Origin of the sequence: Methylocella tundrae (assembly GCF_901905185.1) — a bacterium.
Classification (GTDB): Bacteria; Pseudomonadota; Alphaproteobacteria; order Rhizobiales; family Beijerinckiaceae; genus Methylocapsa; species Methylocapsa tundrae.
The window spans coordinates 35834-49171 of record NZ_CABFMQ020000035.1; the positions used below are offsets into that span (position 1 = coordinate 35834).

Genomic DNA, 13338 nt, shown 5'->3' on the forward strand with positions numbered 1-13338 from the left:
ATTGCGAGAACAAAAACCAATGTCGATTATCGATTCCATTCGCAGGCAAGTGACGCCGATCCACCCTGAAGGATATATTTTTATCGCCTCCTTCGGCGTCGCCGCCTTGATCCTTGGCTCGTTCTTCAGCCCCCTCGGCTGGATCGGCGCCATCGCGACGGTCTGGTGCGTCTATTTCTTTCGCGATCCCGTGCGCCACACGCCGGTCGACGACACGCTAGTGGTCTCGCCGGCCGACGGCGTGATTTCATCGATCGGCTATTTCATTCCGCCGCCCGAACTCGGCCTTGGAGTCGAGCCTTTGCAGCGCATTTCCGTTTTCATGTCGGTGTTCGATTGCCACGTCAATCGCGCGCCCGTAGCCGGGCGGATCGTGAAGATCGCCTATAAGCCAGGGCTTTTTCTGAATGCCGACCTTGATAAGGCGAGCGAGGACAATGAGCGCAACGGCATCGTCATCGAAACCGCCGGCGGGCGCTTCGGCGTGGTGCAGATCGCCGGCCTGATCGCGCGCCGCATCGTCTGTTTTGTGCGGCAGGGCGAAACAATTGGCGCCGGGGACCGGCTCGGCCTCATCCGGTTTGGCTCCCGCGTCGACGTTTATCTGCCCGGCGTCGCGCGCAGCCTGGTGACGATCGGCTCGAAGGCGGTTGCAGGAGAAACCGTGCTGGCGGAACTGCGTGCAAGCGCCGGCAAGCGGATATTCAAGGCAAGCTAGAGGCGGCGCGCGAGCAGACGCGAGGGCGCTCCGCCTTTATTTCGGTTGCGTTGCGAGGCCTCTGCCGTTACAAAGAAACCCTGTTTTTTCATGGCTCTAGAGCCTCGCCCGCGCCAGCGGACAGGAAAGACGGTTATGGGGGTTGGCGGATTTCAACCCATATCAACGTAAACCTTCGGATGGCCTATGCCTGCGCCCCTGTTTGCAGACTATCTCGTCGAGCGCCGGCTTCTGCGGCGCCGTCTGTCGTTCTGGCGCGTCTCCGCTTTCACCGTGGCCGCGCTCGTCGTCATTATCCTCGGGCTGCGGCTTTTCGGTTCTGACGGCGCGTTCAATTTCTCGCCGCGGATCGCGCGGCTTTCCATCACCGGGATCATCACAGGCGACCGCGACACGCTGAAGCTCATCTCGAGAATCGAGGATTCGGACGCGGCCGCGGTGTTGGTGTCGATCAATAGCCCGGGCGGAACGACGACGGGCGCCGAACGGCTTTTTGAGGCAATCCGTCGTCTGTCAGCTAAAAAGCCGACCGTCGCCGTCGTCGGCACGATGGCCGCCTCGGGCGGCTACATCGCGGCTCTTGGCGCTGATCAGATCGTCGCGCAGGGCAATTCGCTCGTCGGGTCGATCGGCGTTCTGGTCGAATATCCGAATTTCACCAAGCTGCTCGATACGATTGGCGTCAAGGTGGAGGACGTCAAATCGTCCCCTCTCAAAGCTTCGCCAAACGGCTTCGAGCCGACGACGCCTGAAGCGCGGGCCGCGCTCGCGTCAATCGTTGACGACAGTTTTGCGTGGTTCAAGGCGCTTGTGAAGGATCGCCGCGGAATGACCGACGCTCAGCTCGCAGCCGTCGACGACGGCCGCGTGTTTACCGGCCGTCAGGGGCGCGACCTCCATCTCGTTGATCGCATCGGCGGAGAACGCGAAGCAATCGCTTGGCTGGAACAGGAAAAATCCGTGCCGAAGGGCCTCAAGGTGCGCGACTGGAAGCCGACCCAATCGCTGGAGCGTCTCGGGATATTCAGCTTCGCCGCGCGCGGCGCCGCGCTCGTCCATCTTGACTGGCTGAGCCAGCTCTTCGCTCAAGGCGATGAGTTCACGCGCTCGCGCATGCTTGACGGTCTCGTTTCGATTTGGCAGGTTGACAGCGCGAACTGACGCTTGCGCCAGACATGGGAGCATGATCGCTTCCTTCGGCGTCAAGATCGCGCTTCCGCTCCTAAGATGCAAGATCGTTGCGAAAATGGCGTAGATTTTTGCTGATCCTGTTTTCTGATTTGCTACACTTCTAAGTGCTTTTTTTGGGCGGGGCGAATGATCAAATCCGAGCTCGTGCAGCGTATTGCCGACCGCAATCCGCATCTTTATTTGCGTGATGTGGAAAAGATCGTGAATGCGATTCTCGATGAAATCACCGGCGCTCTCGCCCGCGGGGATCGCGTAGAACTGCGCGGTTTCGGGGCGTTTTCGGTCAAGCATCGGGACGCGCGCGTCGGCCGCAATCCGCGTACAGGCGCTCATGTCTCGGTTGATGAAAAGGTCGTTCCTTTTTTCAAGACCGGCAAGGAAATGCGTGAGCGATTGAATGATGGCTATGACGGTTGAGCGCAGCCAAAAAATGTTCAACTTATGCGAGCCGGCGTCAGCCTCCCATGAAACGGCTCGAAGCATCAGCGCCCATGCAAGCGGGCCTGGGCTTTTGATCCAACTCTAGACTGTTTCCGAAGCGCGCCCTTCGCGCGCGAACCATTCCGGCGGGCGCGATGGCGAAATTCTTGAAATGGCTGTTTCTGCTCCCGATCATCGTCATTGGCCTCGCTCTCGCCCTGGCCAACCGGCAGATCGCAACCATCTACTTTGATCCTTTTCCGAATGGCGGCGTTAATGGCCCGCAAATCAGCGCGCCCTTCTTCCTCATTCTCTTTGTTGCGCTGATGGCCGGCGTCGTCATCGGCGGCGTCGCGACCTGGATCGGACAGGCGCCGCATCGGCGCGCCGCACGGCGCACGCGCGCTGAACTGAGGCGCCTCTCGGCCGAACGGGCCCGCCACAATCTGCATCCGGCGATCGAAAATCGCCGCGGCGCCTGATCGCCCCGCCGGTTGCGCTCGGCGGATCGATTGCCTCTTTAAGGGAGCGCCAACCCTCACGTTCCGCCTCGCGAGGGATGGCGAGTTTGTTCATGAGCACATTGATCAAGATCTGCGGCCTTGCCGCGCCCGAGGCCGTCGACGCGGCGATGAAAGCCGGCGCCGATCTGCTCGGCTTCGTTTTTTTCGACAAAAGCCCGAGGCATGTGTCGCTTGAACAAGCGGGGCGCCTTGGGGCGCGCGCCGGCTCCGGCGCCGCCAGGGTTTTGCTGACCGTCGATGCAGACGACGCGCTGCTCGCCGCGGCGATCGCGGCGCTTGATCCGCAATTCCTGCAATTGCACGGCGGAGAAACGCCGGAGCGCGTCGCGGCGATTCGCGCCTGTTTCGGCGTCAAGGTCATCAAGGCGATCGGCATTGGCGACAGCGCCGACCTTGCAGAGATCGGCCGCTATGACGATGTTGCCGACATGCTGCTGTTCGATTCGCGGCCAAAGGCGCCGACGGACCGCCCCGGCGGCAATGGCGGCGCTTTCGACTGGTCGCTGCTTCGCGGCCTCAAGACGAAAAAACCCTGGCTGCTCGCCGGCGGCCTCAATGCCGGGAATGTCGCGCAGGCTCTGATCGAGACCGGCGCGCCGGGCGTCGACGTGTCATCGGGCGTCGAGAGCGCGCCAGGCGTCAAGGACAAGGACAAGGTCGCCGATTTCGTTGCAAGGGCGCGCGCGGCGGAGATTGCCGCGCTGTGGGAAAAACGGCGCGGGACGGCGGCCGCGAGATAGGCTTGGTTTGCCGCGCGTATGCGTTTAAACACCAGTGTTGTCGGCGCCAAAATGAGGCGCGGAGGCGGGAGCGGCCTTCCTCGATACGACAAGGGGCGATCATGACCAAAGAGCCATTCGGCCAAAGTCTCAATTCCTATCGCGCCGGTCCTGACGAGCGCGGGCATTTCGGCGTATTTGGAGGCCGCTTCGTCGCTGAAACGCTGATGCCGCTGATCCTTGACCTTGAGCGTCATTATGAGGCGGCCAAGGTCGATCCGTCGTTCAAGGCGGAACTCGACAATCTGCTCACCCATTATGTCGGACGGCCGAGCCCGCTTTACTACGCCGAGCGCCTGACCGGGCATCTGCGCGAAAAAGCGGCCGCGGCGGGCGGCGATGGCGGCGCAAAAATCTACTTCAAGCGCGAGGAACTGAACCACACGGGCGCGCATAAGATCAACAATGTGCTGGGGCAGATCCTGCTCGCGCGCCGCATGGGCAAGACGCGCATCATCGCCGAGACGGGCGCCGGGCAGCATGGCGTTGCGACGGCCACCGCCTGCGCGCGCTTCGGGCTCGAATGTATCGTCTATATGGGCGCGGTCGACGTCGAACGGCAAAAGCCGAATGTCTTCCGCATGAAGCTGCTCGGCGCCAAAGTCGTTCCCGTCGAATCCGGCGCCAGGACGCTGAAGGATGCGATGAACGAGGCCTTGCGGGATTGGGTCACCAATGTCGCAGACACCTTCTACTGCATCGGCACGGCGGCCGGCCCGCATCCCTATCCGGCGATGGTCCGCGATTTCCAGTGCATCATCGGCGAAGAGGTGAGGCGGCAACTCCATGAGGCCGAAGGCAGGCTGCCCGATTCGCTCTTCGCCTGCATCGGCGGCGGCTCCAACGCGATCGGGCTTTTCCATCCCTTCCTCGACGATCGCTCGGTCGAGATCTATGGCGTCGAGGCGGCGGGCTTCGGGCTCGACAACAAACATGCGGCCTCGCTCGCGGGCGGGCGCCCCGGCGTGCTGCATGGCAACCGCACCTATCTGTTGATGGACGCCGACGGCCAGATCGAGGAAGGCCATTCGATCTCGGCGGGGCTCGACTATCCGGGCATTGGTCCCGAACATTCCTGGCTGAAGGAAACCGGCCGCGTGACCTATCTCTCCGCGACCGACGACGAGGCGCTCGAGGCGTTCCAACTCTGCGCGCTTCAGGAGGGCATCATTCCGGCGCTGGAGCCTGCGCATGCGCTCGCCAAAGTGGCGGACATAGCGCCGCAAAAGCCGCGCGACCATCTGATGGTGGTGAATATCTCAGGCCGCGGCGACAAGGACATTTTTACCGTCGCGGATCATCTCGGCGGGATGTAACGGGCTCTCATCAAAAAGTGAGAGCATGATGGCGCCCGAAAAACCGGCGAGCGGAGATGCGGCCTTGGTCGTCGCCCGAAGGGAAACAAGAAGGGCCGAGGACGAAGCGATGTTTTCGCTTTTTGGCGTTATGCTCTATCGCGCCGTGTAAGCGATGCGATAGAGCGCGCCGTTATAATCGTCCGTGACCAGCAGCGAGCCGTCGGGAAGCTGCGCGGCGTCGACCGGCCGGCCCCAATAGGAGCCATCCGGCTCGAGCCAGCCCTCGGCGAATGGTTCGCTCTTCGCCGCCGTTCCATCCGGCTTGAGCGAGGTGAACATCACCCGCGCGCCGACCGGAACCGTGCGATTCCACGAGCCGTGCTGCACGGAAAAAATGCCGCCTCTGTAGTCTTTCGGAAATTGCGATCCCGTATAGAAAGTCATGCCGAGATCGGCCGCATGGGCGACCATTTCGACCTCAGGAAACACGACGTCTTTCGGCGGCGTCTCGTCCTTATATTCGTTGGTTCGAACATGGCCGCCGCCGTACCAGGGGAAGCCGAAATTTTGCCCAGGCTTCGTCGCCCGATTCAATTCGCCGGGGGGAATGTCGTCGCCCATACGGTCCACCTGATTGTCGGTGAACCAGAGCGTCTTGTCGGCCGGGTTGAAATCGAGGCCGACCGAATTGCGGATGCCGCTCGCATAAATCTTGCGGCGCTTGCCGTCGCGGTCCATTCGAATGATGGCGCCGATGCCGAGCCTGGCGAATTGCGCCTGTTTGTCCTTCGGCGGCACATTATAAGGCTGCCCGAGCGAGACATAGAGCTTGTTGTCGGGGCCGATGCGGCAGACGCGCGTGCTGTGATTGTCGCTTTCGTCTTCCGCTGGAATGAGCTGGCCCTGCGCCACGACGGTCTGAGCTTTGGGCGCGAGTTTATCATAGTCGGCTTCGGCGTTCGCGAAGGAGAGAATGCGATTCTGCTCGGCGACGAACAAAGTGCCGTCGTTCGCGAAGCAGACGCCATGCGGCATTTTCTTCATCGTCGCGGGCGCGAACTCGGAAACCTCTCCGACGAGCGCGGCGCCGGGACGAACGGGAAGCGCATAGACCTGCGTCCCTGGCGTTCCGACAAAGATCATTTTGCCCTGCGGCCCCACCGCGATCGTGCGGGCTCCAGGAACGAGCGCGTAGAGCGTGATCTCGAATCCCGGCGGCAGCTTGATCTTCGCCAGTTCGCCCCGCAGTCTGGCGGCCTCGTCGACGATAGGCTTTGCCGCTGGGACGGGGGCCGGGCCCCCTGCGTCGGCAAGGGCCAAAGTTGCAAAAACGCCGCTCGACAGGGCGGCTGCGAGGAGCAGCGCCCGGCGCCGCGGGGCGAAGCCTTTCCCGCTCAAGTCAGCCCATCGCTTCTTCAGCGTGGGATTGTGGGCTCAGAGCGGAAAATAGCGCGTCGTCCTCGTTTTCGGTAACGTTCGGCGTCGTCAGCAGGGCTTCGCCATAAAAGATCGAATTGGCGCCGGCGACCATGCACAGGATCTGCGCCTCGCGGTTCAGTGTGGAGCGGCCCGCCGAGAGGCGGACGCGCGAGGCCGGCAGTACGATGCGCGTCGTCGCGATCATCCGCACGAAATCAAGCGGGTCGATGCGTTCGCGTTCGCCGAGCGGCGTGCCCGCGACCGGCACCAGCGCATTGATCGGCACGCTTTCGGGATGGGGGGTGAAGCTCGCCAGCACCTGCAGCAGGCCGGCCCGGTCCGCAACGCTCTCGCCCATGCCGACAATGCCGCCGCAGCACATTTCGATCCCCGCGCCGCGCACCGCCTTCAAAGTGTCGAGCCGGTCTTCATAGTTCCGCGTCGTCACGATGCTTTTATAGTAGTCGGGGCCCGTATCGAGATTATGATTATAGGCTGTGAGGCCCGCCTGCTTCAGCCGGCTGGCCTGCGCGCCGTTCAGCATGCCAAGCGTGACGCAGGCCTCCATGCCGAGCGCGCGAACGCCGCGCACCATGTCGAGGACCGAGTCGAACTCGGCGCCGTCGCGCGCATTGCGCCAGGCGGCGCCCATGCAGAAACGGTCGGCGCCCGCCGCTTTGGCCCGCGCGGCGACCGATAGAACCTCCTCCGTCTTCATCATGTCGACGCGATCGAGATGGACTTCCTTATGGTGCGCCGATTGCGGGCAATAGCTGCAATTTTCCGGGCACCCGCCTGTTTTGATGCTGAGCAGGCTCGCCTTCTGGACATCGTTGACGTCATGGAATTCGCGATGAACCGCGTTTGCGCGCGCGATCAGATCGAGCAGCGGCAGGTCGTAGATCGCAATAATCTCTTCCGGCGTCCAATCATGCCGGATGAAAGAGTCGACGGCTTGATGTGTCATGCATTCGCTTTCAAAATCATCTCTTTGTTTCGCGTTGCCGCATTCGCTTCATACGGACCGGCGGCGTCTTTGCCGCGCAAAATGGACCGTGCGCGCCCGTTTGGCAATCTTCAAGGTCGTGCCTTCAAAGAAGCGGCGCGCTAATGATAGCGAGGCGCAAACCTTGCCGAAACGCAGATTGATGCGCATGTCTTGGACTGCAAGCCGAATGTCGAACCCCAAGGGATCTCCATGCGCCTGTTGATTGCGGTATTTTTGCCTTTTCTCCTGTTTTTCACAATCGGCCGGCCGATCGCCGGAATTATTTGCCTCATCCTGCAGGTGACGCTGATTGGCTGGATTCCGGCCGCGCTCTGGGCTGTTTACGCTTTGAGCCAGTATAAGACCGACGAGAAAATCAACCGGGCGTTTCGCCAAATGCGCTGAGGCCGCGTTTTCACCTCGCCCGAAAGGATCACCGCAACGTGCTCGACGCCGCTGCCGCCGCCGCCGGCCAGATTTTCACGCCGCCATTTCGCAATGTTCTCTGGAAGACCCTTGGCTTGACGCTGGCCCTGCTGGCGCTGGTCTGGATCGGTCTCGAAAAGCTGATCGTCGCCTCGCTCTCTTTGCCCTATCCTTGGCTGACGACGATATTGTCGCTGGTCAGCGGAGCAGGGCTTTTTATCGGCCTCGCCTTCCTAGTCACGCCTGTGTCGTTTCTCGTCGCTGGTTTCTTTTTCGACGAACTTGCTGAACATGTCGAAAGCGAGATTGACCCGAACGGCGTCGGACGCGCTCTGCCGTTCAAGGATGCGACGCGGGTGGCTGTCGAGTTTTCCGCCGTCGCCCTCATTGTGAATCTGATCGCGCTCCTGCTGCTGCTTGTGCCGGGCGTCAACGCCATCGCGTTTTTCGGAGCCAACGCCTATTTGTTCGGACGCGGCTATTTCGAGCTCGCGGCCTTGCGGTACGCGCCGCCGGCGGAAGTCAGGCGCTTGCGCAAGACGAATGAGCTTCGGCTCTTCGTCGCCGGGCTGATCATGGCCGGAATGCTCGCGATTCCGTTGATCAATTTGCTGACGCCGCTGTTTGGGACGGCCTTTATGGTGCGCATTGCAAGAAGCATCTTACAGCGAAACGGATACCGGCTCGCCTGAAGCATGATGCCGAAAAGGTGCAGAACTTTTCGGACCGATGCCAAAACAAAGGCTCGAAGTGGCAATGCAGGCGGCGAATGAGGTCGCCTCGCCCGCGGAGCCTCGCCGCCTTCTCAGGCGGCGCGGCGGTCGGCGAACTGGCCCGTCGCGCGGTAACGGCCGAGATAGGTGGGGACGAAAGCCTCAAAAGATTCCGGCGTAATGCCGAGTCCCTGAAGGGTGCGCTTGTCTGCGATGGCGGCCGCCGACACGACATTGTCGGTCTTCAAAAGCTCGACCTGATCCGACGTAATGGCGAACATCTCTGGAAAAAGTCCGAGCGACAGTTTGGTCAGCGTTTCCGTCAGTCCGCCGATGGTTTTCGCCTGCGCAAAACTGATCGGCGCGAGGAACCGCTTGCGCTCGGTGATTTTCAGCACGAATTCGAGAATGCGCTTCAGCGTTGCGACTTCTGGGCCGCCCAATTCATAGATCGCCCCCTGCGTCGTCTTGCCCTCAACGGCGAGCGCCACGGCCTTCGCGACATCGCCGACGAACACCGGCTGAAGCTTCGTCTTGCCTTCGCCGATGAGCGGCAGCGCGGGCATGTAGCGCGCCATGGCGGCGAAGCGGTTGAAGAAATGATCCTCCGGGCCAAAGACGACCGATGGACGCAGGATGACGGCTTCTGGGAACGCCTCCCGCGCCGCTGCTTCTCCCCTGGCTTTGCTCCGCGCATAGGCCGAAGCGCTATCTGGGTCGGCGCCGATCGCCGAAATCTGCACGAAAGCGCTGGCGCCCCCGGCTTTCGCCGCTTTGGCGAGGGCCTTGACGCCATCAGCATGCACGGCGTCGAATTTCTGCTCGCCGGTTTCGCTGAGGATGCCGACAAGATTGACCACCGCCTGCGCGTCCCGCAGAGCATGAACAATCGAATCGGGATAGCGCAGATTGGCCTGAACGGGAGTGATCTGGCCGACTTTGCCGAGAGGCTGCAGATGGAAGGCAAGATCCGGCCTGCGCGTTGCGACGCGGACGCGCCAGCCGTCTCGCGCCAGGGCCCGCACGACATGGCGGCCGATGAACCCCGAACCGCCGAAAACTGTCACTAGCCGGTTTGTCCTGACCAATTCATCCGCCATTGTCGCTCGCCTTCACTCTCAAGACGCCGGTTGAAAACATTTCGATCCGCGCCTTTTTCCTCGCAGCGCCTTTAGTGCACGCGCTCGGACGCTTGCCGATCAAGCAGATGTTTTCAAACGCTCAAAGCCGCTGCGCCGTTTTAGTCGCCAAGGCCGCGCCTGTATAGAGCCGATTCTCCGGCCGGGGACGCGGTTTAATGATACGCCAGGCCAAGCCCATAGGACAGCTTTGTCACTGGAGGCGGCCATTCGCCTCGCTCGGGCTGACCATGAACGGAAAAGCTCCGGGGCGCCCTCGTTCGCCACGCGCGCGTGGCGATGCGGCGCGTGAGCGATGCGGGAAGAGCGTGGCGAGGATCAATCTCAATCAGAGCTTTTTCGCCGCGTCGCGGCCCTCGCCGCCTGCTTGGCGATTGACAAGAGGGAAGCTCGGCACGTATCAGAGCGCAATGCCCTGGTGGCGGAATTGGTAGACGCGCAGGTTTCAGGTACCTGTGGTGAAAGCCGTGGAGGTTCGAGTCCTCTCCAGGGCACCATTATTTCTTATGGTGCTGATTTAGATATTTCTTATGGTGCTGATTTAGAACGTCCGCTGCCAGCGGTTGAACGCATTTCGTCCCGCCGGATCAGCTCGGATGCATCGCAGCGCGATGCCATCCAAATTCTGAAACCCTCTCTCATCAATAAGTCAAAGCATGACGCCGGAAAGCCGGTTTCCGCTTTCCGGCGTCATGCTCCAGCGCAAGCGACTTCGAGGAACGCCTGAAAAACGAGGGGCGTGCGCTCCGCGAGCCGGCGCCCGGTCAGCCGCGCCCCCTATGCTTGCGCGCTAATCGATCACCTGAACGATTCGCCGCGTCGTCGGATCGACCAGAACGGCGTGACTATTCACGATCGTATAGCGGTAGCGCGGGTTGACCCCATATTCCGCCGGCACCGGATAATAAGTGACGCCGCTGAGCGGCAGTCGCGCGCCCGGCTGGATGCGCTCGCTGTAGCTGAAGCTCGATCGATGCTCGCGCAGCGCATAGTCGCGAAAACGAGGCGCCTGATCGAGGCCGAGCAGTCCGCTGACGCCGCCGGTGACGCCGCCGACCGCGCCGCCGACGGCGCCCCCCACCACGCCGCCGATGGGGCCCGCCGCGTTATTTCCCGCGGCTGCGCCACTCTCGGCGCCGGTTTGTGCGCCGCCGACGAGACCCTGGGCCTGGGCGCCGAGAGGGATGGCGAGCAGGGCGGCGATCACCGCGATTCCAAACTTTCTTTCCATCTTCCGGTCTCCGTTTTGTTTCGACAAGCGCTTGCCTAACTCCCGCGAATTGGCGCGGGTTCCGGAACCGGTCCCGGTTCCTGTCCGGCGGCCGGGCTTGCTTCGTGGGACGATGGATGCTAGGCGCGCCCTATGCAAACGCTTTCGTTTTTCCAGCGCCCGCGCGCAAACTTCTCAGCCGGCTGCGCGCAATGACCATCCGCCTGCACAGGGGCGATCTGCCCGATGACGCGAATTTGGGGGATTGCGTTGCAATCGACACCGAAACGCTCGGGCTCGTGCCGCACCGCGACCGGCTCTGCGTCGTCCAGCTCTCGCGGGGCGACGGAACAGCCGACGTCGTGCAGATCGCAGCAGGACAAAGCCGCGCCCCCAATATCGAGCGCCTGCTCGCCGACCCGAGCGTCCTCAAACTGTTCCATTTCGCCCGCTTCGACATCGCTGTCCTGTTCAGGGCCTTCGGCGTGATGGCCGGCCCCATCTATTGCACCAAGATCGCCTCGAAGCTGGCCCGCACCTATACCGATCGTCATGGCCTCAAGGATCTTGTGCGCGAACTGCTCGGACACGAAATTTCAAAACAGCAGCAATCTTCGGATTGGGGGAGCGACAGTTTGTCCGAGGCGCAGCTCGCCTACGCGGCCTCGGATGTTTTATATCTGCACGCGCTGCGCACGCGTCTCGACGCCATGCTGAAGCGTGAAGGCCGCTTCGAAATCGCGCAGGAATGTTTCGGCTTTCTTCCAGCGCGGGCCCGCCTCGACCTGATGGGTTGGGCGGAGGCCGATATCTTTTCCCATCAATAAGACATTTTTTGTGTCCAATAAGGCAGCGTTAACCTCGCCTTGACTTCGCCTTGCTTGCTTGCTGTCTGACGCTACCCGCGTCGTGAGCCGGCTCTTTGCGAGCCGGGCTCGTCGACGGGATTTTCTTGAGTGACGCTTGGCGACGGCGGCCCCTCTCTCTTGTCTGAAAACGAAGCGCATCGAATGACGGCAGTCTCAGGCGATACCGATTGGGCGGCGAGCGAGCGCATCGATGATCCGCGCGACTCCCCGGGCGCGCGCGGCCAGGGTCAGCTTGGCCAGGTTCTCGATCTGACGGAATCGCCTTGGCGCGGCGCGTTCAAGGCGGCGGGCCGGCATTCGGCGCGCGTGCGTTTTCTGCGGCGGGCGATCGTTGGCCTCTGCGTCGTCGCGGTCGGCGTCGTCCTCGTCGTCGGCTTGTTCGATCCCTTCCGTCGCCTGCCGCGCAACCTCACCATCGGTCAGGTTCATGTCGACGGGACGCGCATAACCGTCGAATCGCCGAAAATCACCGGCTTCCAAAAGGATGGGAACCCCTATGAGGTGACGGCGCGCGCCGGCATCCAGGACACGACGACGCCGAACATTGTGGAGCTGCAGGGCATTGACGCGAGGATCGGGCTGAACGACGCTTCAACGCTGCAGGTGATCGCGGACCACGGCGTCTATGACAGCCTGCATGATCGGTTGGCGATGGACGGTTCAGCCCAGATCAAGAATGACGTCCGCTATTCCATCTTCATGAAAACCGCGCAAATGGATTTCAAGACGGGCTCGCTGATCTCGAAGGAGCGCGTCAAGGTCGTCCTGCAAGGGGGCGTCGTCGCCGCCGATCAGATGGACATCGAGAACGGCGGCAAAGTCTCGTTCGAAGGCGATATCAAATCGGTCATCGAGTCTGGCGCGAACGAGAAGGGAACAGCGACCAATCCGGTGGTCGCGGAGTAGATCTGTGTCTTGGCCGTCTGATTCCCCGAGCATCGCGAGCCGCCACGCCGCCCGCCGTCTCGCCGCCAGGCGCGGCGCGCTTACGATTGCCGCCGCCATCCTCGGCTCCATGCTGATAATGGCTGGCGCAGCCGCGGCGGAGGCGCAGCAAAAAGCGCAGCCTGCCGCTGTCCTTCCCGGCGGCAACTCGAAGGAGCCAATCAACATCGACGCCGCCAAGCTCGACTATTTCGACAAGGAGCAAAAGCTCGTCTATACTGGGAATGTGGTTGCAACTCAGGGGCCGAGCAAGCTCAAGGCGAGCGTTCTGGTGCTCTACCTGACGCAAAAGGACGCAAAAGCGCAATCCGGCGTGCCGTCGTCGTCGAGCGAGCTGAGGCGCATGGAAGCCACGGGCCCCGTCACCGTGATTTCAAAGGATCAGGTCGGCACTGGCGACAGCGGCATCTATGAGAAGGCGGAAAACAAGGTCTATTTGATAGGCAATGTGACGTTGACTCAAGGCCCGAACGTCACCAAAGGCGACAAGCTGATCTACGATCTGACGACCAGTCAGGCGGTGGTTACGGGCCGCGTCAAAAGCATGTTCATCCCGAGCGGGGGAGCGCATGAGGGCGCCGGAGAGGGCGCAGCCGGCGCAAGCGGCAAGAAGTCTTCCGGCAAGACGCCGTGAATGGGCTTGGGCTTGCCTATGGGCGCACGAAAATGTTTTAGACCTGGTGTGGCTTGTATGGCAAA

15 protein-coding genes and 1 tRNA gene are annotated in these 13338 nt (G+C 61.9%); 12 read left to right on the plus strand and 4 right to left on the minus strand.

Annotated elements, in window-relative coordinates:
- The first annotated feature begins 1 nt into the window (after position 1).
- From MPC4_RS04370 to trpB, 6 genes are all read left to right on the plus strand, one after another.
- Entirely contained in the window at positions 2-718 is a 717-nt protein-coding gene (locus tag MPC4_RS04370; RefSeq protein WP_342343608.1) for a phosphatidylserine decarboxylase, read from the plus strand.
- A 186-nt stretch (positions 719-904) separates the two neighbouring features.
- The gene (sppA, locus tag MPC4_RS04375) at positions 905-1879 is read left to right on the plus strand and encodes a signal peptide peptidase SppA (protein ID WP_174511449.1); all 975 of its coding nucleotides are present in this window, start codon (positions 905-907) and stop codon (positions 1877-1879) included.
- 156 nt (positions 1880-2035) lie between these two features.
- Entirely contained in the window at positions 2036-2326 is a 291-nt protein-coding gene (locus tag MPC4_RS04380; RefSeq protein ID WP_134486086.1) for an integration host factor subunit beta, read from the plus strand.
- 158 nt (positions 2327-2484) lie between these two features.
- The gene (locus MPC4_RS04385; protein WP_174511450.1) at positions 2485-2811 is read left to right on the plus strand and encodes a lipopolysaccharide assembly protein LapA domain-containing protein; all 327 of its coding nucleotides are present in this window, start codon (positions 2485-2487) and stop codon (positions 2809-2811) included.
- A 92-nt stretch (positions 2812-2903) separates the two neighbouring features.
- A complete protein-coding gene (locus tag MPC4_RS04390; RefSeq protein ID WP_174511451.1) occupies positions 2904-3593 on the plus strand; it encodes a phosphoribosylanthranilate isomerase in 690 nt (229 codons plus the stop codon).
- Positions 3594-3694: 101 nt separating this feature from the next.
- Positions 3695-4948, plus strand: coding sequence for a tryptophan synthase subunit beta (trpB, locus tag MPC4_RS04395; protein WP_174511452.1), 1254 nt, complete (start codon positions 3695-3697; stop codon positions 4946-4948).
- Positions 4949-5083: 135 nt separating this feature from the next.
- Here the strand turns inward: trpB and MPC4_RS04400 are convergent, their stop codons facing one another.
- The gene (locus MPC4_RS04400; protein WP_425312418.1) at positions 5084-6250 is read right to left on the minus strand and encodes a PQQ-dependent sugar dehydrogenase; all 1167 of its coding nucleotides are present in this window, start codon (positions 6248-6250) and stop codon (positions 5084-5086) included.
- A gap of 79 nt (positions 6251-6329) precedes the next feature.
- Positions 6330-7316: a biotin synthase BioB gene (gene bioB / locus MPC4_RS04405; RefSeq protein WP_174511454.1), complete on the minus strand. Its 987-nt coding sequence runs from the start codon at positions 7314-7316 to the stop codon at positions 6330-6332.
- A gap of 231 nt (positions 7317-7547) precedes the next feature.
- Between bioB and MPC4_RS04410 the strand changes: the two genes are divergently transcribed.
- Positions 7548-7742, plus strand: a complete 195-nt coding sequence (locus MPC4_RS04410; protein ID WP_134486098.1) for a YqaE/Pmp3 family membrane protein — start codon at positions 7548-7550, stop codon at positions 7740-7742.
- Between the two features lie 38 nt (positions 7743-7780).
- Positions 7781-8455, plus strand: a complete 675-nt coding sequence (locus MPC4_RS04415) for a sulfate transporter family protein (RefSeq protein ID WP_174511455.1) — start codon at positions 7781-7783, stop codon at positions 8453-8455.
- 113 nt (positions 8456-8568) lie between these two features.
- Here the strand turns inward: MPC4_RS04415 and MPC4_RS04420 are convergent, their stop codons facing one another.
- Entirely contained in the window at positions 8569-9576 is a 1008-nt protein-coding gene (locus MPC4_RS04420; protein ID WP_174511456.1) for a complex I NDUFA9 subunit family protein, read from the minus strand.
- Positions 9577-10027: 451 nt separating this feature from the next.
- Between MPC4_RS04420 and MPC4_RS04425 the strand changes: the two genes are divergently transcribed.
- Positions 10028-10112, plus strand: a tRNA-Leu gene (locus tag MPC4_RS04425).
- Between the two features lie 293 nt (positions 10113-10405).
- Here the strand turns inward: MPC4_RS04425 and MPC4_RS04430 are convergent.
- Positions 10406-10846 (minus strand): DUF1236 domain-containing protein, encoded by a 441-nt coding sequence (locus MPC4_RS04430; protein WP_174511457.1) that lies wholly within the window; start codon positions 10844-10846, stop codon positions 10406-10408.
- A 191-nt stretch (positions 10847-11037) separates the two neighbouring features.
- On the opposite strand from MPC4_RS04430, the gene MPC4_RS04435 reads away from it, so the two are divergent.
- The 3 genes from MPC4_RS04435 (at position 11038) to MPC4_RS04445 (ending at position 13273) form a co-directional block, all read left to right on the plus strand.
- Positions 11038-11652, plus strand: coding sequence for a ribonuclease D (locus MPC4_RS04435; protein ID WP_174511458.1), 615 nt, complete (start codon positions 11038-11040; stop codon positions 11650-11652).
- Between the two features lie 183 nt (positions 11653-11835).
- Positions 11836-12600 carry a lipopolysaccharide-assembly, LptC-related protein gene (locus MPC4_RS04440; RefSeq protein ID WP_174511459.1) on the plus strand — a complete coding sequence of 255 codons (765 nt, stop codon included), beginning with the start codon at positions 11836-11838 and terminating at the stop codon, positions 12598-12600.
- A 4-nt stretch (positions 12601-12604) separates the two neighbouring features.
- Entirely contained in the window at positions 12605-13273 is a 669-nt protein-coding gene (locus MPC4_RS04445) for an LptA/OstA family protein (protein ID WP_342343609.1), read from the plus strand.
- Positions 13274-13338 lie beyond the last annotated feature (65 nt).

What these genes read in the sequence shown, in the direction of transcription:
- sppA (WP_174511449.1), top strand. Translation starts at nt 905, where the DNA reads ATGCCTGCGCCCCTGTTTGCAGACTATCTCGTCGAGCGCCGGCTTCTG.
- MPC4_RS04380 (WP_134486086.1), top strand. Translation starts at nt 2,036, where the DNA reads ATGATCAAATCCGAGCTCGTGCAGCGTATTGCCGACCGCAATCCGCAT.
- MPC4_RS04385 (WP_174511450.1), top strand. Translation starts at nt 2,485, where the DNA reads ATGGCGAAATTCTTGAAATGGCTGTTTCTGCTCCCGATCATCGTCATT.
- MPC4_RS04390 (WP_174511451.1), top strand. Translation starts at nt 2,904, where the DNA reads ATGAGCACATTGATCAAGATCTGCGGCCTTGCCGCGCCCGAGGCCGTC.
- trpB (WP_174511452.1), top strand. Translation starts at nt 3,695, where the DNA reads ATGACCAAAGAGCCATTCGGCCAAAGTCTCAATTCCTATCGCGCCGGT.
- bioB (WP_174511454.1), bottom strand. Translation starts at nt 7,316, where the DNA reads ATGACACATCAAGCCGTCGACTCTTTCATCCGGCATGATTGGACGCCG.
- MPC4_RS04410 (WP_134486098.1), top strand. Translation starts at nt 7,548, where the DNA reads ATGCGCCTGTTGATTGCGGTATTTTTGCCTTTTCTCCTGTTTTTCACA.
- MPC4_RS04420 (WP_174511456.1), bottom strand. Translation starts at nt 9,576, where the DNA reads ATGGCGGATGAATTGGTCAGGACAAACCGGCTAGTGACAGTTTTCGGC.
- MPC4_RS04430 (WP_174511457.1), bottom strand. Translation starts at nt 10,846, where the DNA reads ATGGAAAGAAAGTTTGGAATCGCGGTGATCGCCGCCCTGCTCGCCATC.
- MPC4_RS04435 (WP_174511458.1), top strand. Translation starts at nt 11,038, where the DNA reads ATGACCATCCGCCTGCACAGGGGCGATCTGCCCGATGACGCGAATTTG.
- MPC4_RS04440 (WP_174511459.1), top strand. Translation starts at nt 11,836, where the DNA reads ATGACGGCAGTCTCAGGCGATACCGATTGGGCGGCGAGCGAGCGCATC.